The sequence below is a fragment of the Parvibaculum lavamentivorans DS-1 genome, from assembly GCF_000017565.1.
Taxonomy (GTDB): Bacteria; Pseudomonadota; Alphaproteobacteria; order Parvibaculales; family Parvibaculaceae; genus Parvibaculum; species Parvibaculum lavamentivorans.
Genome location: NC_009719.1, coordinates 2,524,430 through 2,545,623 on the forward strand (window position 1 = coordinate 2,524,430; position 21,194 = coordinate 2,545,623).

A 21,194-nucleotide genomic window follows, 5' to 3' on the forward strand; every position below is an offset into this window, starting at 1 on the left:
CCGGAGAATATCCGCCCGAGGGATAGCTCGCTGCTAGGCCATTATTCGCTCCAGGCGTTCCTTGCGCTTTGCCCAATCAGGCATAACCCGATCAACGAGTGCGAAAAACTTCGGCCCGTGATGCGGCTCCGCAATATGGCAGAGCTCATGCGTAATGACGTAGTCAATGGCATCTACCGGCGCCTCGATGAGGCGATGATTGAGCAAGAGCCGACCGGAGGGAGACATCGATCCCCATCTCTGTCGCAGTTGACGAATAATCAGTCCTCGAGGGCGAAATGACTCTGGCTCCTTGAAGCGGTGCAGATTTATTTCGATGCGATCTCTGAACTTTATATGCGCTCTCTCGCGATACCACGCCTCGACAAGGTTGCGCGCGACCTCCGTTCGTTCTGGTCTATGGCTTTGAACGACAATGAACCCGCGAGAAAGTTTTACCTTCTCCTGCACGTGGGCTTCAATTTTCAGCCGATACTGGCGGCCAAGATAGAGATGCGTTTCTCCCGCAATAAACCTTCGTTCCGGCGTTCGCGGTAGATACTGGTGAAAAAATATCTGCTGCTTTCTTATCCATGCAGCGCGGCGGTGCAACTTGGACTTGATGACTTCAATGGATGCATCCAGAGGAGCGGCAACCACGACCGACGAATCTGGCTCGACGGCAATTTCCAGCGTTCTACGGCTCCGCCGGGTGACCGAAAAACCGATCACATGATCGCCATACCGAATTTCATGCCGCTCTGCCTTCATCCAGGAAACCGCGCCTTTGCGAGGTTCATAATACGACTTTCGAGGTCATCGAGAGTTCCGACGGAAAGGTTGATCCCCTTCTCATCGCGGACAACATCGAAGAAATAATCGTCGATCGCATTGCGTATCTTGTTCTGGGCCAGGTCATTGGACCAGACATCGACGATGTGGTGCTCCTTGATGATATCGATGATTGCAAGGGCGATGCCGGCCACTTCATCTTCCTCCATCGCACGGCCATCGGCGAATATCATGGTTCCCTCAAGGACACCGAAGAACGCCTGCCCATCGTCGTTGCCCTTGATCACCTCCGGAACCGTGCGTCCGCGATATTTGCGGGCAATCTTGCTTGAAAGATCGACCACACTAGCGAGATACTCGCGCTCCGATATTCGCCTCGCCCGATAGTCCCGAATGGTTTCTTCCAGGAGTTCCGAGAACCGCATGTAGAAGGTCGGGTCTTCCTCCATCTTTTCGGTGATAACCCGGCGAGTGGCGCTCGCAATCCGATCAGCCCTCGACGCCTCGGATACACCCTTATCGTCGACAACAGCCTTTAGTGCGTCGGGATCGTTGATATTGACCATTTCGATGATGGTCTCTGCCGGCATGGCGACGACATGATCGTCGAGGAGCTTCTGTATCTTCGGCTCGAATTCGGTGACGTCGACTGTCTCCTGATAGCGCAGCTGGACCGACCGCCGCAATTCCGTGAACTGCCTCCAGTCCCGCTTCATGGTCTCGACCCTGGCTTCGTCGAAGACGTCGAAAAGCTTGTCCGATGACAGCGACATGTGAAGACACCGGCTGAAGGCACGCAACCTTTCGTAAAACTCGTTCCTGATAGCTTCGTCACCGAGGAACTGCTCGAATTGCTCCATATCCTTCTTGTTTCTCACCGACTTGAACAAGTCCCAGAGCCGGTCATGCACGTGCGGAAGCTTGCGGATCTGTTCGCGGACGTCATGAACGGCACCAATGAGATCGGCGTCTTCATATCCCTCGAAGGCGCTATAGGTCGTCAGCGCAGCATCGAGTTCGCCTAGCAGGCCCTCATAGTCGATGATGAATCCGAATTCCTTCTCAGTCCCATCCTCTTCATAGAGCCGGTTAACACGCGCTATAGCCTGCAGGAGGTTATGCTCGCGAAGCGTCTTGCAGACATAGAGTACTGTGTTGCGAGGTGCATCGAAGCCGGTGAGGAGCTTCGACACAACTATCAGGATTTCCGGATCCCCGGATCCTTTGAAGGCTTCGGTAATCTGCCTGTTATACTCGTCCTCGTTCCTGTAGCGCGCCATCATGCGTGTCCAGAACGCACGAACGATATCCTTCGACTCGCGATCCACCTCCTCGTTGCCTTCGTTTTCATCAGGCGCCGAGATAATGATTTCGCTCGTCACATGGCCGATTTCGTCCAGCACTTCCTTGAAGCGAACGGCGGCCGCCTTTGAGGGAGCAACGAGCTGCGCCTTGAACCCGGTGCCCTGCCAGTGCTGACGGTAGTGCTCTGAAATGTCGAAAGCCTTGGCCCGGATCGCCTGGCCGGTCTTCGACAGCGCGTCGGTGCGAGAGAATTTGCGCTTTAGATCGGCCTTTTGACTCTTGCTGAGGCCCTCGCTGATCTTTTCGAACCAGCGATCAATCACACCCGCATTCACCTGCTGCTCGACAAGCCGCCCTTCATAGAGCAGAGGCACAACCGCACGGTCTGCCACAGCTTCGTCGATCGGATACTTGTGAATCAGACCGCCAAAGGTCGCGAGAGTGTTCTTTTCCTTCTTCAGCAACGGCGTGCCGGTGAAGCCGATATAGCAAGCCTTGGGCAACAGGCGGCGCATCTTCGTGGCGAACTGGCTATGGCCACCGTAGCGGCCGGTTTGAGACCTGTGGCTCTCGTCAACCAGCACGAAGATATTGCTATCCTCATCGACTTCCGCGGCATTCTTTGCCGCGCTGTCGAACTTGTTGATGATCGTCGTGACGAGGGCCGTCTTGTTGTGGATGTGTTCGACGAGATCACTCCCGCTCGTCGCGCGGATCGGCTTCATGTCGCACGACTTGAACGTGTCCTTGATCTGCTTGTCCAGATCTTCGCGGTCCGTGACGATGATGATCCGCGGGTTCGGTATCGCCTTGTCGAGTGCCAGCGCCCGGCCGAGCATGACCATCGTCAACGACTTGCCGGATCCCTGGGTATGCCATATCACGCCCCCCTTTCGCCGGCCGCCAATGTCATAGTGACGAATGCGCTCCACCGTCTCCCGGATGCCGAAGAATTGCTGGTGACGGGCAATTTTTCGCACGCCTCCGTCAAACACAGTGAACCGGCGCACCAGATCGAGCAGCCGCTCCGGTCGGCACAGGGCATGGATCGCCCTGTCCTGCGCTGTTATCGCACGAGGTCCTTCGGCCGCCATGGCTTCGAAGAATGCACGGGCATCGGAAAAATCTCCGGAAAAGATCGCATCCGCCTCTTCCCGCGACAGGGGGCGGTTTGCTTGTTTGGCAATATCTTCGTCCCTGTCTTCATCGTCGCGCCACGTCTGCCAATACTGCTGGGTAGCGCCGACAGTCGCATAGCGCGCCTCCGCTCGATTCATCACCATCAAAAGCTGGGCGAAATGAAACAGTTGCGGGATGTTGTCTTCGTTCTGATAGCCGATCAACTGGCTTTTGGCTTTCTTCAGGCTTTCGGTCGATCGCTTGTTTTCGACAACGAGAAAGGGAATGCCATTCACATAGCCAACAATGTCGCACCGCTTCGTTTGCGTGCTGGCCGTTCGCTCGACGGCAAGTTCGGCGGTGACGTGAAAGATATTGTTTGACGGCGTATCCCAGTCGATGAACCGGAAAGAGTAGGACTTCGAGTCGCCTTGAATTGTCTTGGTGATGGTCGTCCCAAGAACAAGCGTGTCGTAAATGTCCTGGTTGGTACCGCGAAGACCCTTCTGTCTATCAGGCGTAGGCTTAAGCCGCCGAATGGCTTCATGTGCATCCTCGAGATCGAAGGGATACTCCCGGCCGCGATGGGTGAAGCTATTTATCTTCAGCAGCTGATCCGCAAGAACATCGTCCAGCACCACATTGCGCAAGCGGCCACCCCGCAAGCGTGCAGCGTCCGCCTGAGACAATGGCCTGAATCCCAGTGCTACCAGCATTTGAAGAGCCGGAATCTGGGACTGATACTTCTCGGCAGCGTTGAAGGTCATTGCAGGCCTTCCGAAAACAGTCCGGACAGCGCCGCGCGTGTGGCGACAGCGTTGATGCTCGCTTTGATGACGTGGTCGAGTTCGCTGCCGTCCGTGTAGATCGCGGGCACGGCGCAGTGCACCCGGCCATCCTTGATGTAGTTGTCGGCCTTGCCGCGAGCGCCCTTGGTGTGGGGTTTGAACACCGCGACCGAAAGGCCGCCTTGTTCCTTCACGAGTCGAAAGCACGGAATGTCGGTCGAGCCGTCGCCGATGAACACCATGTTCTCGAAGGGCACGGGTCGATCACGCTTCTCGACGAACTGGTTGACCTTGCTGTTGTCGCTCAGGTCGAAAGCGCCCTTGTTGATGCGGAACAGATACTGCGTCTTGGTCGTGTAGTTGACCGCAAGGGCCGGCCACGCGGCGACGCCGTTCTGATCGAACATGAACTTCGACGCATAGACTTGGGCGAACCTGGAGGCGATGGGCGTACCAGCGAAGATCTCGGCATTCCCCGACGAGACGAGATAGTGCGTGACGCGGACACCCTGCGCCTTTCCATAGCCTGTGATGCGGTCGAACCAGTCCTCGACCCCCTCGAACAACTGGATCGCCTTGCCCCGCGCCTTGAAATCGTCGCGCCTCACCGGAACGCCGGCGGCGGCGGCCTTGCGCAGCATCAGGTTCATGTAGACGAGCACTTCGTCGGCCTGATGCTGCTTGGTGAGGCGCTTCACCTCGGCCCAAAAATCCTTCGGCTTCATGCCGATGTCGGGCAGGAACTGGTGCTCCTGCATGTTGCCGTCCGCCAGCGTGCCGTCGAAGTCGTAGGCGATCGCCATCTCGATGTGTTTTCTGGCCATGCGCTTCTCCTTCAGACAGCGACGCGCCATTCGCCCGTCAGCAGCTTCTGCATCAGGCCGCGTTTCTGGCGGGTGAGGGTTTCGATTTCGGTCTCCAGTAGACCGATCTCTTGCTTTGCGGTCGTCAGGGTCGATGCGATGGCCGATTGTTCGTCGGCAGGGGGAACCGGCACCTTGCAGCCGAAGAAATCCTCCGGGTTCAGGTTCAGGAGGCCATCGTTCCGGACGCCGGAATTGATCAGGCGCGACAGTTGGTGGTTCAGAGCACCGGCCGCAAACAGGTGGGCGAAGAACTCGCGGCTCAGGTCCGCCTTGAGCGCAAAGCAGAAATAGACGAACGGCACCAGCGCAGTCGGACGATCCAAGGGGAAAATGCAGCCATAAGGCGCCGTGAGAGAGTTGCCCTTGTTGTAAGCAAATTCGCCCTCATGCAGAACGATGTAGCGATCAACGCTGCTGCCAGCCATATCACGGCTGAATTTTTCGGATTGCAGACGAAAACCGGACTTTGCCGAAATGGTCATGACCGGATGATCGCCGCCGCCGTTCTGGCGACGCACACGGGTCGAGATGGCCGAAAGTGGGCGCTGCTTCCACCTGTCGGGGAAAGCTCCGCCAATGCCGAGCAGCTTTTGCGTCAGTCCTGTCAGGCGGTCACGCTTCGCCGCCCGCAGCGCCTCCAGCTTCTCGATGGCCTCGTCCCATGTCCGCAGGATTTCGGCGATCTTGCATTGTTCGGGGAGTGGGGGAACTGGAACCCTGAATGGAGTAATCTTCTCAAGGCTGAGATTGGCCTGCGCGTTTTGCGTTGCCAAAGAGGATAGTCCGTCCTTGCAGTGCCTTAGGATTTGAAAGAGCCATTCTGCATCAGCCCCATTCCTGGGGATGACTGCAACAACACTGTCAGGGCACGCGGCATCGAATGTAGAAATAGCCACGTCACCGACGTTGGCTGCGATTGACATGAATATCGTTCCTCGAGGGAAGAGCCGGCTGACCGCAAGCCCTTGTGCGTTCAGTGTCTGGTCCCAACCGACGATGAAGCGTCCGGCGCGAGCAATGTCACCTGTTTGCAGAAAGGGAATGTCACCGCCGAAATATCGGGGGTCGTTGCGCGGACGCGCAGAGAACTTACCTCGCTCAACGGAAGCAATCTCGGAAATTGGGAGCTTGGCGAACAGCCTATTCATTTGCCGCCCCCTTCTTTCGATCCTTGGCAGCCTTCTCCATCTCCTCCAGCTGAGCGATATCGGCCTCATCCGCCGCCAGCGCCTCGGCAGCGCGGCGCTTGGCGTCGAACACCTCGAAGCGCTCTACGGCCAGCTTCTGGGCCACGTCCATCCGCAGCCGGCCGGCATGGGTCAGCACGTCGCGTTCGTTGAAGGACAGGAAGGCGTCGAGCTTGTCGGCCCATTCGGCCATGGCGACCGGGCGGCGGCGCCTTGCCTGGTCTTCCGCGTAGTCGAGGTACATCACGACGATGCGGTTGAGCTCCTCGACCTCCTCGGCTTTCAGGTAGTTCTTGGCGGTGCCGACGTCGCCCTTGCGAACGATCGAGCCTTTCCAGCTGGTCAGGCCCATGTTGGGGGCGCTCGGATCGCTGCGGTTTTCGATCAGCTCGGCGGCCGTCTGGCCCGTGACTGCCCAGAGCATCTTGTTCTGCACCTTCTTGAAGAAGGCCTGCGCCTGCTCGGACGTCTTGTCGTAGTCGATGGCGGTCGTGTAGAGGTCTCGGACCTTCTGGTAGAAGCGCTTCTCCGAGGCGCGGATGTCCCGGATGCGGGCAAGCCACTCGTCGAAGTAGTCCCATTGCTCGGCCTGCTTCAGCCGCGCATCGTCCATGGCGAAGCCCTTGACTAGGTACTCGCGCAAGACGGTGGTGGCCCACCGGCGGAACTGGGTGCCCCTCGGGGAGCGGACGCGATAGCCCACCGCCAGAATGGCGTCCAGATTATAGACCTTCGTGCGGTAGGCCTTGCCGTCCGACGCAGTTGTCAAGGATTCCTTGACAACTGATTCCGCCGCCAGCTCCCCCTCGGACAGGATGTTGTTGATGTGCAGGCTGACGTTCTGCTTGGAGGTGTCGAACAGCTCCGCCATCTCCAACTGGGTCAGCCAGACCGTCCCGTCGATGGCCCGCAGGCCGATGGTCGCGGCACCATCGTCGGTGTTGTAAAGGATCAGTTCGCCCTCAGACATCAACACCCAGCTCCTTCAAGTAGCCAGCCATCTTGCCGCGTACCTCGGCCAGCTCAGCCTCGATGGTGTTGATCTGCTTCTGCAGGGCGGCGACGTCGATTTCCTCCTCCGGCTCGAAGGTGTCGACATAGCGGGGGATGTTGAGGTTGAAGTCGTTCTCGGCGATCTCCTCGGGGCTGGCGCGGTGGGAGTATTTCGGAGTTTCGGCCCGCGAGGCGTATGCCTCCAGCACCCTGGCGATGTGCGCCTCATCCATCACGTTCTGGGTTTTGCCGGGCGTGAATTCCTTGCTGGCATCGATGAACAGCACATCGCGGCGGTCCTCGTTCGCGCCGCCCTGTTCGCGGGAGCGGTCGAAGACCAGAATGGCCACCGGAATGCCCGTGGTCGTGAACAGGTTCGCGGGCAGCCCCACCACCGCGTCGAGCAGGTTCTCCTCGATCAGCGCCTGGCGGATACGCCCCTCGGCTCCTCCCCGGAACAGAACGCCATGCGGTACAATCACCGCGACACGGCCGCTCTGCCGCTTGGCGATCTCAATCATGTGGGTGATGAAGCCGTAGTCACCCTTGGACTTCGGCGGGATCCCGCGCCAGAAGCGCTTGAACTGGTCGGTGTCCGCGTTCTCCGCCCCCCACTTGTCGAGGCTGAACGGGGGATTGGCCACCACTACGTCGAACTTCATCAGGTGATCGCCCTCGACCAGCGCGGGGCTGTTGAGTGTGTCACACCACTCGATGCGCGCGGCGTCCTTGGCGTGGAGAAACATGTTCATCCGCGCCAGCGCCCAGGTGGCACCGTTCACTTCCTGGCCGTAGAGGGCGAAGTTCTCGGATCCGACCTCCTCCGCCGCCCGGATCAGCAGCGATCCGGAGCCGCAAGCCGGGTCGCAGATCGTGTCGCCCGGCTTGGGGGCTGCCAGCTTCGCCAGCAGGCGGGAGATAGCGGAGGGCGTGTAGAACTCGCCGGCCTTCTTGCCTGCGTCCGAGGCAAAGCGTGAGATCAGATAGATGTAACACTCGCCGATAATGTCCTCGGTCACCCGGCTGGGGCGCAGGTCCAGCGCCGGCTTCGCGAAATCCTCGAGCATGTTCTTCAGGCGCCGGTTGCGATCCTTCACCCGCCCGAGATTGGCTTCCGAATTGAAGTCGATATTGCGGAACACGCCTTCGAGCTTGGCCCGGTTCGCGTCTTCTATCTTCTCGAGCGCTATGTTGATCAGTTCGCCAATATTCGCTTCGGTACGCTGAGCATGGAGGTCATAGAAGCTGGTGCCTTCGGGGAGAATGAAGCGCTCGCGTTCCAGGCGCCGGCGGATACGAGCTTCGTCCTCTCCAAACTGCTTGCGGTAGACCTCCACATGATCGTTCCAGAGATCGCTGATATACTTCAGGAACAGCATGACAAGGATGTAGTCCTTGTACTGACCGGCATCGACAACGCCACGGAACGTATCGCACGCCGCCCACGCCGTCTGGTTGACTTGCTGCTGCGTCAGTTGATCGGTCATTTGCGTTTCCTTTCCGGCTCGATGGTCCGGCATATTCGTTGGGCGTGTTGGGCGAGAAGCAGGCGGCTCAATTGTCGTTTTTTTTCAGCGAGAACCAGAGCCAATTGGTTCTCGCGTTCGGCAAGCGCATCGACGGCGACAATTCTGCGCTGTGCCTCAAGATCAGGGACGTCGATGTCGAGATCGTCGAGACAGGATTTCGGCACCATGCGGATGTTCGTACCGCGGGCTCCCTCGTCGAAGTGACGCTGTGCAGACGGCTGATTGATCGCCCAGGCAAGGTACTCGGGCAATACCGCATCCCGCTTGGGCCTCAAGATCAGAAGTGGTTGGAGAGCGAGCGCAGGCTCGATGAAACACCCGTCAAGGGCGGCAGCGGTGTTGCGATCGCCGCGAGAGCGGAAGACCACATCTCCGGCCGAAACCATATAGCGCTCTGCAACATCCCCCAGATCGACCCGGATCAGCTCGTCGGGGTGTGCCAGCCCATCCGCCGAAACATCTCGAAGCTGGATTGCAGCCATGCCCCTATCCCCCGCGGGCTCCAGGCGCGCCCGCGCTGTATATCCAGGGAAAATCGAGCATACTTCCGTCAGGCGCATTGCATTTCTCTGTAAGTACTCCTACAGGAAACTGCATGGCGTCATATCTGTCAATACGGGTTTTTGCTGTAGATGTTTCTACAGAGTACCTAGGACAGTTTAGTATGCGCCATGGTCAAACCTTTGAAGCAGCAAGAGCCTTGGCGGCGTTCGGATACTTCGTCGCGTATGCGTAAACCGATCGCCGCACAGCTCTCCGGCCCGGCCCACCGCTCTCGGTGTCGATCTTCTGAGCCCAAGCCAATTGAACAATGACCTCCGGCGAAGTTCGCAGCAGGACCGCAGCGTCGTTGTAGGTCATCAGAACAGGCGCTTCGCGAAATTCGGGGAGAACAGTCCCGCGACCGATTTTTGCTTCGAACTGATCAGGCAAAACGAGCAAGGCATCGACGTAAGTCGAAGACGGCGCGTCATGCCTCCATGCGTTCAGCGTTCCTTTCAGAATGGCATCAATCGCCGCCACCCAAGGCGGAACCGGACAGCTTGAGGAAGCGATCGCCTCCCTCAAGGGCACAAGGCTTTCGTCTCCAGTCGTGGGCGAGCAACGTGAGAACAGACGATCGCCCAGATCCTGCACGGATTTCGTTTCAATGAAGCCCTTTCGTGGAGTCAGGATTCTGTCTTCGGAGGTCAGAAGCTTGAGATGTCCGCTTTCGAGCAGTTCCCAGAGCGCATGCTCGGGAATACCGATACGCTTCATGGCGGTCGGCGCATCCAAGGCTGCCTTCAGCTTTTCTACCCACGTGAGCAGGTCCGTCTCATGTAGGAGTGTCGGCGACCTCTCCCCTCCCTCGTGAGAAATCCTCCTGACTTCCGGAGAGCGCAGCGCCTGGTCTATCGTCCAGTCCGTTAGTTTGTGCTTCTTCTTTGCTTCGCTTGATGGCAACCAGCCAGGCCGCCGCCACTGGGCGCTGTTGCCGATGGGGCGCAAGGCGACGACACCTTTCTGCAGGTAGCTGTCGCTAACCATCTTGCGGAGCACCTTCGCAAGGTCAGCATTCGCCGGCATGAGGTGCAAACCGACGGGACCGAGCTCCTCCATCATGCCGTAGCCTGCGTCTTCTCTGGGCGTCTCCAGCTGCTTCCAGACGATCTCGTAGGCGGAGTCCGGCCAATCGCGAATACGTTCGAAACCGACACGCCACATTTCCAGGGAAGGTGCGGTGGCCCTGTTCATGTCGTACAGCGCTTTATGGACCATCTTCGGCGACCATTCGAAGCCGGATGCCAGCATGACGGCAAGACAAAGCAGGTCCACGTCCACGAGATGACGCAGGTCCTCGTGTAGCGACGCCCTGATGCGTGTCGCCGCTTCCCGATTCAGAACAAGATCGGACAAAAGGCGCGCAGTGTCCCTGTCGTGCTCGGCAACACATTCCGACGTCTGTTCGCGAACATCCCCTCCGCAGTTCTCGCAGATGTGGACCCCGGCCAGCTTGTGCCAACCGAAGCTCTTGCTGCACATCGTGCATTCCCCAAGGAGGTACTCGAAGGACTCGGGACACCAGTGAAGAAACCGAAGCTCCCAGGCAACTCGATGATACGCCGACACACGCAAGCTTGCCGGAGAGAGGCGTCTCGTCTTCGACTCCCGGCATCGCAGAGCAAGATGCGAGCCCAGAAATTCGATTTCTGCACCAAAGCCGGAGATGCACCTATCCATCCGCTTGTAGAAAAGAGGACGGAGGTCAGCCGGGCTCGAGCCGATAAGGCTTGCCAATTCGTCGCAATTTCCAGCGTAGCGCGTTGCGATGCTCCCCAGGCGCACGACCGGCATATTCAGATGGAGAAAGATATTGGCCGGGTTCGTGAACAGATTCTCGTGGGCGGCGCGAGCCACGACCCCAGCAAGGCTCTCTCCAGGCAACGGGGAAACCGGCACAACGAACTTCGGATGCGTCATGTCGTCAGACCTTCTTGTGCGCCTTGAACGGGTTGGTTGTGGAGATTCCATATGCCAGAGCCCAACCATCCGTGCCCTTCACAAAATCCTCTCGCTCAAGGATCGTTGCGCCGCGCATGAAGCAGCACATGAGGGAATGGTAGACAAGTTGGTGGACGATCCCGACAACGCCGCGCGAAATCTCGTACAGGCATGCCGGCACGTCCCCCTCAAGAAGACCGTTCTTCTGGTCCGTGACCTTCTCTTTCAGCATCATTTCGTCGAGCCGCCCTATGAAGCCGAGAAACATCTCGCGCTCGGCCTTGTTCTGTATATCCAGAGGGCCAAGCGGAACGGGGCTGATACATCTTCTCGCAAGCTGTCCTCCCCGCTCGAACAGAACGGTCGACTTCTCGACGCCGCTCAACACGAGACAACAACTCTTGTTGTTCAGGATACCTTTGAAGAGTTCGGCAACATCCCAACTTACCTTGTTGGTTTCCGCGTTGATCAAGTGATGCACCTCGTCAACAATCAGGAGTTCCACGCCACACTTGCGGATGAACGCCTGCGTCCGCATCTCGAGCTGCTGCTGTGTTCCCCGGGCGGAGTTTGGATCTCCAAAGGCCTTCAGAACATCCGCATAGAAGCCTTTGACGGTGAGCTTGGTTGAAAGCTCTACGACCAGTACCGGAATTGCTCCAGGCGGATGCTCCTCCTCGCGAACTTTCTGCATGTACGCGTTGATAATGCGGGACTTGCCGGTCCCCGTAGGCGCTATGAGCGGCAAGGCAAAGAGACTGGTCACATTGAGTTTCTCGGACGCGTTGAGGCCACGCACCGCGCGAGCTTTCTTGCGAAGAAACTCGAAGCTCTTGAAGACCTCATTCATCCGGGGGTAGCGGATGATGATTCCCTCAAAGCGCTGCAGGCGAGCGAACTGTTGATCATCAAGCATCGTCGTCCCACCCATCAGAGTTGCCGATGTGTGCCATGAAGGCCTGCGGATTTTCCAGCTTCAGATCCTCTGACGGCGCCTGGGCTGGATCCTTTTGACGAGGCGCGTCCGATTTCTCGCGCTTCTTCTTAGCTCTCGCTTGAGCAGCCCTTCCCCTCAGGAAGCCGGCGGGCTTTTCTCCACCATCCGCGCGATTCTCCATGCCCGGCGAAACCTCCACCGTTGTGGCGTTGCCATCGTGGCGAGGAGGCGCATAGCTGATCTCCACCGAGGACGAAGACGAGATCTGGCTCACCAAACGACTCCGTTTGCACTTGTCGATCATGCCAGCGTTCTCAATCGACTTGACCAGCCGCCTGCGAGCTTTCAGTCGCTCATCTTCGGAAATGAATCCTTCTTGTTTCTGTAGCGCCACTTTCTTGAGGTGCCGGTGGAACCAGAGAGACGTGCCCCGGCTATAGCGTTGCTGCTCGTTCGGTAGAGGTTGATAGGAGCTAGTGACGGAGTTCCATACCCGGATCTCCGAAATATCCCCTGGATCGAGCTTTATCTTGACGGGGACGCTGTTGGATGCCTTCCGTCGTCTTCCACGCGGAGCCGCTGGCAGCAGGTCGGCAAGGAGTCCCGTAACGATATCCCTGTCGTGAAACCTGAGCCCCTCCACCTTTATGCCGTCACGCGTCAAAGTCGCATTCTTGACGTATCCGCATGCGTCATCGATACGCCTCAGATCATCAATAAAGTCGATGCCGTATTTCCTGGTCAACTCTTCCCAACGCATGAGGGGTATGTCGTCGATACCTCGATGAGGTCGGCACTGATAGACCTCCAGAATGAACTGGAGAACGAGTTCCTCAAGACGATCAAGCGTCATGCATGCTTGCTTGCGCGGATCGATGCCTTGTTCACGCAGCTGCTTGGGCGGCGCCGACACACCTCCCGGCAACTTGTGTAGAAGCCCCTTGTTCAGAGTACCGAAGAATCGCTCGACATAGGTTTTGAATTCCGGCGTCTTGATGGGTGCCCATTCGACGTCAATACCAAGGTCGCGCAGTGCGTCCTGCATTGAGGAGCCGACATTTTCGAGACCGTTATCCAGTATGATGAGTCTAGGGCAACCAAACGCAACGAATGGCTTCCGGAGGTCAGGAAACTTCTGGGCGACAAGTTCTTTCTTCCAAGTCAGTGCATTCTTGATGCAGTTCATGACCGAGTAGATGCTCGGTGGCTCGAAAGTGATGAATGTCCCCAGGATCATCCTGGTGCATACATCGATTGCAACCAGAAGCGTCGGGCGCCCAAGTACGTTACCCGTATCCGGATCAACGATGACAAACGCATCCATGGGCGTCGCGTCGATCATCACGACGTCAAGTGGTCGCTTTGCCTCCCGCCCGGAGCCGGCTCCGGAGTAGCGCCGCCGCGCTTCTTTTTCTCCGAATTTCTTCTTGTAGAAATCGTAGTTCTCGCAGCGCCTGATCCAGTTGCGGACAGTCTCATGGCTCGGGCATGTCAGTCTGGAAATGCGACCGTATCGCCGAGCACGCAGATTGAGCTCATCAACCACGATCTTGAGGCGGTCGTAGGCTTCGCAAACGGTTCTGTTCCGCGCCGCATAGTACCAATGGACGCATTTGATAAGCAGCCTCGACACTTCGTCGGACATGCGGGCAGAGGAAGAGCGTTTTCTCCGCCGGCCCATGATCGCGAGTGGTCTCAGGCCATTCTCGGTTCTGTTTCTAATGTCTCTCCTGAATGTGCCCGCACTCGGTCGCCAGCCAGCGGCCTCAAGTTCCTTCGGCAGGTCGGCGTCTCGAATGAACGCCTTCAGCGATTTGTCGGAGAGCGCAACGGGCGACTTGTCGTACTGGACAAGCAGTAGCTGACGGATCTTTGCTTTCGGGCCAAGTTCAACATTGGGGTCACGAGGCGTGTATGCCTTGAGCGACGCTGCCCTGTCACGCCAATAATCGATACGTCTCGACACCCTGAGCTGTCGTTCCGCGTGTTGCTTGAGAAGCTCATCCTGCGACATGAAAATGCTCTCATGCCCGAATTGCTTCTGTAGCACGAGATGACCATCGGGCATGACTTGTTTGAGTTCGTAGTCGCCCTTGAGGCAGGAGACGATGTCGCCAACGGAAAGTCTGAGATACACGGCGATTTCCTCGAAATTTCTAGGTCGAGACGGGAGATACAGGCGTGTCGGCGACCAGCCTGGCGTCGAGATCCAAACCGAAATGTCTCCTGACAATCATCGCGCAGAGCTTCTTGTGGCCGACGACACCGCCACCCAGAATCTCAGCCGCTCGGGCAAAGGGTATGGTCCCGCTTGGATCGCGACAGGCTTCATCCATCAACCAGAAAACTTCGCTGCGCACGAAGTGTGTTCTCGAGTGCCGTTGGATTTCTTCGGCGTTTGAACAACGGGGCTCTACTCTCAAGTCAGACAGATCGAGGATACGGAACCCTACGTTGGCGGTTTGATAGATGCGTTCTGCCCGTTCCAACTTGGTGGCCAATTCACCAAATACTTCCCTTGCCTTGTCCCTCTTGATCTCGACGACCTCTTCCCGGCCGTCGGCATAGAGCACTGAAAAATCCGGGAAATAGATGAGCTTCTTTCCCTCGACGAAGATTTCCAGCCGGTGGGGCTGAGCAAGCCAGGCAACTACTTCGTGGTCGGCTTCGCACTGCCGCATGAAAAACAGTTCGGCCTGGGATTCATAAGGCTGAGCATGGCCGGTCTTGACGCTGTTATAGACGCCTGTCGGACGGCACTTGGTTCCCGTCACGATCGTGCGAAGAGGGCCATGGGTGGTGCTGAAGACGACCCGTGCCTCCCTGCTCATCCTTTTGACATCGGTTTTGATCTTCTCGAGGTCGGTAAAGGATCGCGGTTCTCTGAGGTGCTTGTTCAAATGCTGTCTCCCAGTGGATTGGACAAGCAAATCCTGTCGCAGCCGGACAACGGTCTGCGTCGCAAGGACTTGTCGTTGATGATTGGTGGTGCCGCCAGATATGGCGGCGCGGCTCCGGATCCGGAAAACTCACGGCCTCACGTCTCGGCCGCGCTTCCCGCAGGAACGCGATCAGGGGATCAAGTGAAAACTGCTGTCATTGTCTGCTTCTCCTGGTGGCTGCGGCCAAATCGGTCTTATCCGCGATGTGGCCGCGCATTGAAGGCAGACGCTTATATATTCCAATTTTTCGCCAAGAGTCGCAGTCTATCCCTCTGAATGCATTTCGAAATTTAGGGTGGTTAAAAGTAACTGTCGAGTCACTTTATGCGATAACGGCGCAGATCCACAGTGCGGGAGCCCGACAGGCAGGACAACGCACCGTATTCTCTCGGAGCAGATCGAAAGGCCGGCCTCGCCAAGCCCCCCGTACAAACCGCCAGGGCAGACGAATCCAGCCTTCAGTCAACCGCCTCCGTCCGATGCTCGTTCGCGCGCGGGACTCGAACGGAGGCATGACCAGAAAGCGGTCAGAAGTCCCAGGAGGCCGCTACCCAACGGAAGGCCTCGCCATCCAGCGCAACCCTGCCGACGGATGGGAAGGACAAGTGGGTAGCCACGAGGAGTTCTCCCGTGGCCGCTGCTTCCTGCAACAGGCGGACTCTGACGCGAACCGACTCTTCCGGGTCATGTTCGAAGCCATTGTGCCAGTCGGGGTGATCGAAGCCGACCGGGAACAGGGCATCTCCGGCGAATGTCAGCCGCTCGCCGCCGGACGTCACATGGACGACGCTATGTCCCGGCGTGTGGCCGCCGGTAAGCCTGGCGACCACTCCCGGTGCCACCTCGCGCTCTTCGGCGAAGGTCTGCAGATTGGCACCATATACCTTCAAGAACTCCGTGGCAGTGGTCCTGAGAACGTCGGGAACCGGCGTCGGCATCGCAGTCTGGGAGAAATTGGGCGTCCCCCAGAAGTCGACCTCGGTGGCCGAAACGTGAATCCGCACATCCGGACGCAGCCGCTTCTTCACGTCGTCGACGAGCAGTCCGCCGACATGGTCCATGTGCATATGGGTGACGATAATGTCGGTCACCGATGCGAGGTCGATGCCGGCCGCCTCCAGCCGCTTCGGAAATAACCCGGCCCGCGGAAAGCCGGGGAATTGCCCTCCCAGACCAGCATCGATGAGGATGGTCTTGTCGCCGCTTCGCACGACCAGGACGTTCAGCGCCCAGTCGAACATGTCGGGTCCCAGAAACATGTCCTTGAACCAGGCGGCGCGGACGGCAGGGGCCACATTGGTGGCCATCGTTTCGGTCGGCAGCGGAAGGACCCCGTCGCTCACCACCAGCACGTCGATTTCACCGATCCGCAGCGCGTAGCGCGACGGGACCAGTTCCTCGAACTCTGCTCCGCTTTTTTGGGGGACGTAGCTCAGATGCGTCGTCATGTCGTTCTCCTGTTGCTCAAATGAGAAATCTCAGGCGAACGCCACGCCTCCGGCGCGAGAGCGGCCGCCGCCCAGGAGTTGAGCGTGCACCGCCGCTCTCAGCGGCCGATACCGTTCACGGGTATAGGTCGCCACCGCCAATCGCCAGATGCTCCACATCGGCAACCTGGGGACCGGCCGCGCACCACCCCTCGGGGGGCCGCTTTTGGGGCGGTTTCAAAGGCAATACATGGATTTCCATGAAGTGTACTTCGGTCATCCCGGGGCTAAGATGAAAGATGACTTGCCGGCTCATCGTTCGAGCTAACCGTTGAGGTCCCCAGGAAACGTCCATCCCCGATTTCCTTGTCCGGCGGGAGAGCCCCATGACGACAGCGTCCAACTCGATTGGCGAAACCGATCCTGAATCAATGCGTGCGCTGCAAATCATCGAAAGCATGCCAGGCTTTGCATGGTCGGCGGACAGCGCCGGGCAGTTCACCTATGTCAGTCCGAAAGCGTTGGTCTTTCTCGGCAATACCAGCGCCGATCTCAATACGGCCGATGAAGAGGACGAATTCGGATGGCGCACGGTCGTCCATCCGGATGACTACGATCGAGTCGCGGCACGGTGGCGCCACTGTCTTCGTACAGGCGAGCACTATGACACCGAGCATCGACTGCGGCGTACGGACGGAGTGTATCGCTGGTTCCGCAATTCGGGCCGCCCTTCACGCGATAGCGAGGGGCGTATCACCCAATGGTACGGCACGACTATAGATATCGAGGACCAGAAGCAGGCCGAGGCCACATTACGCGACCGAGAACAGGAGCTGTCGCAGCTTGTGGATATGGTTCCCAGCCATCTTTGGCGGCTCACGGCGGATGGCGAGCCGATCTTCTTCAACAGGCGCATGATCGAGTTTATCGGCATGGACGTGGGGGATCTCGGCAATTCGCGACGGAACCGGATGGAGGATCTGATCGACTCCTTCGTCCATCCGGATGACGCCCATGCGATGAAGCAAGCGCTCGCCCAAAGTCTCACCACAGGTCAGCATTTTGTCATGCGGTATCGTCTACGCAGGACCGACGGTGTTTATCACTGGATGTCGAGCCGCGCCGAACCGCTACGGGATCACGTCGGCCGGATCGTTCAATGGTACGGCCTCTGTCACGACATAGACGACCAGGTGAAGGCCGAGGAGGCAGTGCGGGAAAGCGAGCAGCAGCTTCAGGGGATCATCGACGCCGTACCGGTTCATATCTGGAGTTGGACACCGTCAGGCGATTTGGCCTACGTCAGCAAGCGCTATCTGGCACATCTAGGTCTCTCAGAAGCAAACTTCGAAGACTTCACGCGAGTGGCACAGGAATTGGTCCATCCGGACGATGCTCCCGGGGTTCAGGCCACTGCGGCGGCCTCTCTTGCGAGCGGCGACGCTTTCGCCATGAGATACCGACGGCTCTCCAAGGACGGTGCCTATCGCTGGATGGAAGGCAGGTGCGAGCCTCTGCACAACCGCGATGGAACGATCCTGCACTGGTACGGCGTCTCCATCGACATCGACGATCAAGTAAGGGCGGAGGAAGCTCTCAGAGCCAGCAAGCGGCAGCTGGAGCAGATGATCGATGCCCTGCCTGTCAATATTCTGAGCTTCTCCCCTTCGGGCGAGATGACCTATGCCAGCAAGCGCTATCTGGAGAGAGTCGGCATACCACCGCATATCAGGAATTTCGACACGCTGGCTCGGGACGTAGCTCATCCTGAAGACTTTCCTGTGATGTTCCGCAGGGCGACGGATGGCTTCGCAGCAGGCACGCCTTTCGTTAGCCGGTTTCGACGGCGCGAAAAAGATGGCGTCTATCGCTGGATAGAAGCACGCGCGCACCCGTTACGCGATACCGACGACACGATCGTGCAATGGTACATCGCTGCTATCGACATCGAAGAGGAGATGCATGCGCAACAGGCATTGCGAGAGAGCGAGCGCACGCTACGCCAACTCATCGAAACGTTGCCTGCGCTTATCTACTGCGCCGCACCGGACGGCAAGCCGACCTATCGCAGTCAGCAGCTCACCGAATTTCTGGGATTCGGCCTCGATGACAAGGACGAAACGGGAGTATCGCGTCTGGTGAGCACGCTCGACGCCATCATCCATCCCGATGACCTTGCGCTCGTCCATGAAAAGTATGGCCATTCGCTGGCTACCGGGAAGCCGTATGCGCTCAGGCACCGGCTACGGCGCTTCGATGGCGTCTATCGCTGGGTCGAGACACGCGCCGCACCAATGTGCAATGACGAAGGTGAGATTGTGCAGTGGAACGGTGTCTGCATAGACATCGATAGCGAGGTGAGGACGCAGGAAGAACTTCGTTTGGCGCAGGACAGACTTGCACGAGCCAGTCATGCGGCCGGGCTGGCCGAACTTTCGGCCTCGATTGCGCATGAGGTGAACCAGCCTTTGGCAGCAATCGTCGCCAACTCTCATGCCTGTCACCATTGGCTCTCGGCGGAGCCGGCGAACATGGAGCGTGCGAAGATCACGGTAGAGCGCATTATCCGGGACGCGAACGGTGCCGCCGACATCGTGAGCCGTATTCGCGCCTTGTTCAAACAATCAACGGAGACGAGGGTAGTCACGCCGCTGAGTAGCGTCATCACCGAGATACGCGAGCTTCTGACGGATGAAGTGACCCGGAGACGCGTGCACATGGAGGTCGACATAGCTGATGGCCTTCCACCGATCGCCCTCGACCGGGTCCAGATTCAACAGGTTCTGATAAATCTCATCCGAAACGGGATGGAGGCTATGGGCTCTGTACCTGGCAGGAGAGAGCTTCGTCTCCGTGTGCGCTTTATCGAAGATGCCATTCGGGTTGAGCTCAGTGACAGCGGTCCAGGAATTGAACTGTCCGAAAAGATATTCGAGCCCTTCTTCACGACGAAGGAGCGCGGAATGGGCATGGGGCTCGCCATCTGCCGCTCGATTGTAGAGTCCCATGGCGGCCGGCTCTGGGCAGAGAACAACACCCCGCACGGCGCGACGTTTGTTTTTGCGCTGCCAGTTGAAGCAACGGCGGCGGCATGACGACGGACGAACATATTGTGTTCGTCGTGGACGACGATGCGCGCCTCAGAGAGGCACTGGGCGAACTTCTGGCCGCGCACGGAATCGACTCCCGCACCTTTGCATCGGCCGGCGACTACATGACGGCGAAAAAGCCGGATGTCCCCGCATGTCTCATCCTCGATGTCGAGCTTCCGGACATCAATGGCCTCGACTTCCAGAGGCAGATCGTTGAAGGCAATCACCCGCCGATCGTCTTTATAACTGGGCATGGCGATATCCCGTCATCGGTACGGGCAATCAAGGAAGGCGCTGTCGATTTCCTGACAAAACCTTTCGATGAAGCGCACCTCATGGCCGCTATCAATGTGGCGATTGGGCGTGATCGTGAAGTTAGATCGCGGAGAGCCGAACTCAATGCACTTCAGGAACGCTATCGAGATCTGACACCGCGCGAGCGCGAAGTGTTGCCGCTCGTGGTGAGCGGTCTTCTCAACAAGCAGGCAGCGGCACAATTGGGCATCAGTGAGGTCACTCTGCAAATTCACAGAAGAAACGTCATGAAGAAAATGGAGGCGGCATCGCTCGCCGATCTCGTGCGTATCGCGGGGCAATTGGAAATTCCGATCGCGCACTCGCGTCGATCGAAGGATGGCTCAGCGTGAAGAAGGCAAATCCCAGCGTCGCTATCGTTGATGACGATCCGAGGCTGCTTGAGTCGATGGAGAACCTGTTGGAATCCGCCGGATATGTTCCCCACAGCTTTTCATCGGCGGAAGCGTTTATCGTCAGCGGGCTGTCGAACATGGACGTTCTTATCACCGATATCGGCATGCCGGGAATGAATGGTTTTGAACTTCGCGACCTCATGAAAAGAACGCGACCGGAGCTACCGGTGTTCCTCATCACCGGACGGCACGAAAATGTCGAACAGGGTCGAACCATGGGCGCAAGCGGATTCTTCCGCAAACCCTTCGATGCCCGCGCCTTGCTTGCGGCTGTCGAAAGGGTCTTGGACGATCGAAACAAGGAGGGTGAACATGAGGCTTGATCAGACGCAAAGGCGAAGTTCGGCGCCATTTTCATCGGCACCGGAGAATGCGGAAAAACAGCCAATCGTCATTATTGTCGATGACGATCCCACTGTCCGTGAAGCATTGTCCGAGTTGATCCTCTCGGCGGGCTTCCAAATGGCCTGTTTTGCTTCGACCCGCGAACTGCTGGACGGTGACGCGTTGGACAGTCACGGTTGCCTGATTCTCGACGTCCGCATGCCAGGGGCGAGCGGTCTCGATCTGCAGCATCATCTCGCGGAGAGCGGAAACACAAAGCCGATCATCTTCTTGACGGGACACGCGGATATTCCAATGACCGTGCAGGCGATGAAGGCGGGTGCCGTTGACTTCCTGACCAAACCGGTGAGGGACCAGACTCTGATCGACGCGGTGAACGCTGCCATTACCGTCGATGCTCAACGGAGAGCGGAATCTGCGGTCACGGAGCGCAATATCGAACGTTACAGGACGTTGACACCACGAGAGCATGAAGTCCTGTATGAAGTCGCGCGGGGACGCGTCAACAAGCAGATCGCATTCGACCTGGGTATCAGTGAAGTCACCGTGAAGCTGCATCGCGGCAATGTGATGCGCAAGATGGAGGCTGCTTCTATCGGTGAGTTGATCCGGGCGTGGGAATCGCTGCCCCCACAATTGCGTGAAGCTGCTGCGCGACCCGTTCTCTGACAGGTGTTGGCGGCGGCGTCCAAAGTGCTG

16 protein-coding genes are annotated in these 21,194 nt (G+C 58.2%); 4 read left to right on the forward strand and 12 right to left on the reverse strand.

Features of this window, described 5'->3' with window-relative positions; translation table 11 throughout:
• Positions 1 to 33: 33 nt before the first annotated feature.
• From PLAV_RS11885 to PLAV_RS11940, 12 genes are all read right to left on the reverse strand, one after another.
• Positions 34 to 750: a M48 family metallopeptidase gene (locus PLAV_RS11885; protein WP_012111262.1), complete on the reverse strand. Its 717-nt coding sequence runs from the start codon at positions 748 to 750 to the stop codon at positions 34 to 36.
• Positions 747 to 3,962, reverse strand: coding sequence for a type I restriction endonuclease subunit R (locus tag PLAV_RS11890; protein WP_041535984.1), 3,216 nt, complete (start codon positions 3,960 to 3,962; stop codon positions 747 to 749). The genes PLAV_RS11885 and PLAV_RS11890 overlap by 4 nt, the downstream gene beginning before the upstream one ends.
• Complete coding sequence (locus tag PLAV_RS11895; protein ID WP_012111264.1) at positions 3,959 to 4,807, reverse strand: haloacid dehalogenase-like hydrolase; 849 nt, start codon at positions 4,805 to 4,807, stop codon at positions 3,959 to 3,961. The genes PLAV_RS11890 and PLAV_RS11895 overlap by 4 nt, the downstream gene beginning before the upstream one ends.
• An 11-nt stretch (positions 4,808 to 4,818) precedes the next feature.
• Positions 4,819 to 5,997 carry a restriction endonuclease subunit S gene (locus tag PLAV_RS19370; RefSeq protein WP_012111265.1) on the reverse strand — a complete coding sequence of 393 codons (1,179 nt, stop codon included), beginning with the start codon at positions 5,995 to 5,997 and terminating at the stop codon, positions 4,819 to 4,821.
• A complete protein-coding gene (locus PLAV_RS11905) occupies positions 5,990 to 7,006 on the reverse strand; it encodes a virulence RhuM family protein (RefSeq protein ID WP_012111266.1) in 1,017 nt (338 codons plus the stop codon). The genes PLAV_RS19370 and PLAV_RS11905 overlap by 8 nt, the downstream gene beginning before the upstream one ends.
• Positions 6,999 to 8,516 carry a type I restriction-modification system subunit M gene (locus PLAV_RS11910; protein ID WP_012111267.1) on the reverse strand — a complete coding sequence of 506 codons (1,518 nt, stop codon included), beginning with the start codon at positions 8,514 to 8,516 and terminating at the stop codon, positions 6,999 to 7,001. The genes PLAV_RS11905 and PLAV_RS11910 overlap by 8 nt, the downstream gene beginning before the upstream one ends.
• A complete protein-coding gene (locus PLAV_RS11915; protein WP_245545138.1) occupies positions 8,513 to 9,040 on the reverse strand; it encodes a restriction endonuclease subunit S domain-containing protein in 528 nt (175 codons plus the stop codon). The genes PLAV_RS11910 and PLAV_RS11915 overlap by 4 nt, the downstream gene beginning before the upstream one ends.
• Positions 9,041 to 9,233: 193 nt before the next feature.
• Positions 9,234 to 11,021, reverse strand: a complete 1,788-nt coding sequence (locus PLAV_RS11920) for a TniQ family protein (RefSeq protein ID WP_012111269.1) — start codon at positions 11,019 to 11,021, stop codon at positions 9,234 to 9,236.
• A gap of 4 nt (positions 11,022 to 11,025) precedes the next feature.
• Positions 11,026 to 11,958 (reverse strand): TniB family NTP-binding protein, encoded by a 933-nt coding sequence (locus PLAV_RS11925; RefSeq protein ID WP_012111270.1) that lies wholly within the window; start codon positions 11,956 to 11,958, stop codon positions 11,026 to 11,028.
• On the reverse strand, positions 11,951 to 14,116 hold the full coding sequence (locus PLAV_RS11930) for an integrase catalytic domain-containing protein (protein WP_012111271.1): 2,166 nt from the start codon (positions 14,114 to 14,116) through the stop codon (positions 11,951 to 11,953). Before PLAV_RS11930 ends, PLAV_RS11925 begins: the two co-directional genes overlap by 8 nt.
• Positions 14,117 to 14,135: 19 nt before the next feature.
• Positions 14,136 to 14,879, reverse strand: coding sequence for a TnsA endonuclease N-terminal domain-containing protein (locus PLAV_RS11935; protein ID WP_012111272.1), 744 nt, complete (start codon positions 14,877 to 14,879; stop codon positions 14,136 to 14,138).
• A 569-nt stretch (positions 14,880 to 15,448) separates the two neighbouring features.
• Positions 15,449 to 16,369 carry an MBL fold metallo-hydrolase gene (locus PLAV_RS11940; RefSeq protein WP_012111273.1) on the reverse strand — a complete coding sequence of 307 codons (921 nt, stop codon included), beginning with the start codon at positions 16,367 to 16,369 and terminating at the stop codon, positions 15,449 to 15,451.
• A 410-nt stretch (positions 16,370 to 16,779) separates the two neighbouring features.
• Between PLAV_RS11940 and PLAV_RS11950 the strand changes: the two genes are divergently transcribed.
• From PLAV_RS11950 to PLAV_RS11965, 4 genes are read left to right on the forward strand one after another with little or no spacing between them, the layout of a single operon-like run.
• Positions 16,780 to 19,443, forward strand: a complete 2,664-nt coding sequence (locus PLAV_RS11950; RefSeq protein ID WP_425357301.1) for a PAS domain-containing sensor histidine kinase — start codon at positions 16,780 to 16,782, stop codon at positions 19,441 to 19,443.
• Positions 19,440 to 20,087, forward strand: a complete 648-nt coding sequence (locus PLAV_RS11955) for a response regulator transcription factor (protein ID WP_012111275.1) — start codon at positions 19,440 to 19,442, stop codon at positions 20,085 to 20,087. Before PLAV_RS11950 ends, PLAV_RS11955 begins: the two co-directional genes overlap by 4 nt.
• Positions 20,084 to 20,473 carry a response regulator transcription factor gene (locus PLAV_RS11960; RefSeq protein ID WP_012111276.1) on the forward strand — a complete coding sequence of 130 codons (390 nt, stop codon included), beginning with the start codon at positions 20,084 to 20,086 and terminating at the stop codon, positions 20,471 to 20,473. The genes PLAV_RS11955 and PLAV_RS11960 overlap by 4 nt, the downstream gene beginning before the upstream one ends.
• Positions 20,463 to 21,164 carry a response regulator transcription factor gene (locus PLAV_RS11965; RefSeq protein ID WP_012111277.1) on the forward strand — a complete coding sequence of 234 codons (702 nt, stop codon included), beginning with the start codon at positions 20,463 to 20,465 and terminating at the stop codon, positions 21,162 to 21,164. The genes PLAV_RS11960 and PLAV_RS11965 overlap by 11 nt, the downstream gene beginning before the upstream one ends.
• Positions 21,165 to 21,194 lie beyond the last annotated feature (30 nt).

Coding starts and splice junctions, on each gene's coding strand:
- PLAV_RS11955 (WP_012111275.1), top strand. CDS start 19,440: ATGACGACGGACGAACATATTGTGTTCGTCGTGGACGACGATGCGCGC.
- PLAV_RS11905 (WP_012111266.1), bottom strand. CDS start 7,006: ATGTCTGAGGGCGAACTGATCCTTTACAACACCGACGATGGTGCCGCG.
- PLAV_RS11895 (WP_012111264.1), bottom strand. CDS start 4,807: ATGGCCAGAAAACACATCGAGATGGCGATCGCCTACGACTTCGACGGC.
- PLAV_RS11965 (WP_012111277.1), top strand. CDS start 20,463: ATGAGGCTTGATCAGACGCAAAGGCGAAGTTCGGCGCCATTTTCATCG.
- PLAV_RS11940 (WP_012111273.1), bottom strand. CDS start 16,369: ATGACGACGCATCTGAGCTACGTCCCCCAAAAAAGCGGAGCAGAGTTC.
- PLAV_RS11890 (WP_041535984.1), bottom strand. CDS start 3,962: ATGACCTTCAACGCTGCCGAGAAGTATCAGTCCCAGATTCCGGCTCTT.
- PLAV_RS11885 (WP_012111262.1), bottom strand. CDS start 750: ATGAAGGCAGAGCGGCATGAAATTCGGTATGGCGATCATGTGATCGGT.
- PLAV_RS11910 (WP_012111267.1), bottom strand. CDS start 8,516: ATGACCGATCAACTGACGCAGCAGCAAGTCAACCAGACGGCGTGGGCG.
- PLAV_RS11950 (WP_425357301.1), top strand. CDS start 16,780: ATGCGTGCGCTGCAAATCATCGAAAGCATGCCAGGCTTTGCATGGTCG.
- PLAV_RS11925 (WP_012111270.1), bottom strand. CDS start 11,958: ATGCTTGATGATCAACAGTTCGCTCGCCTGCAGCGCTTTGAGGGAATC.
- PLAV_RS11920 (WP_012111269.1), bottom strand. CDS start 11,021: ATGACGCATCCGAAGTTCGTTGTGCCGGTTTCCCCGTTGCCTGGAGAG.
- PLAV_RS19370 (WP_012111265.1), bottom strand. CDS start 5,997: ATGAATAGGCTGTTCGCCAAGCTCCCAATTTCCGAGATTGCTTCCGTT.
- PLAV_RS11915 (WP_245545138.1), bottom strand. CDS start 9,040: ATGGCTGCAATCCAGCTTCGAGATGTTTCGGCGGATGGGCTGGCACAC.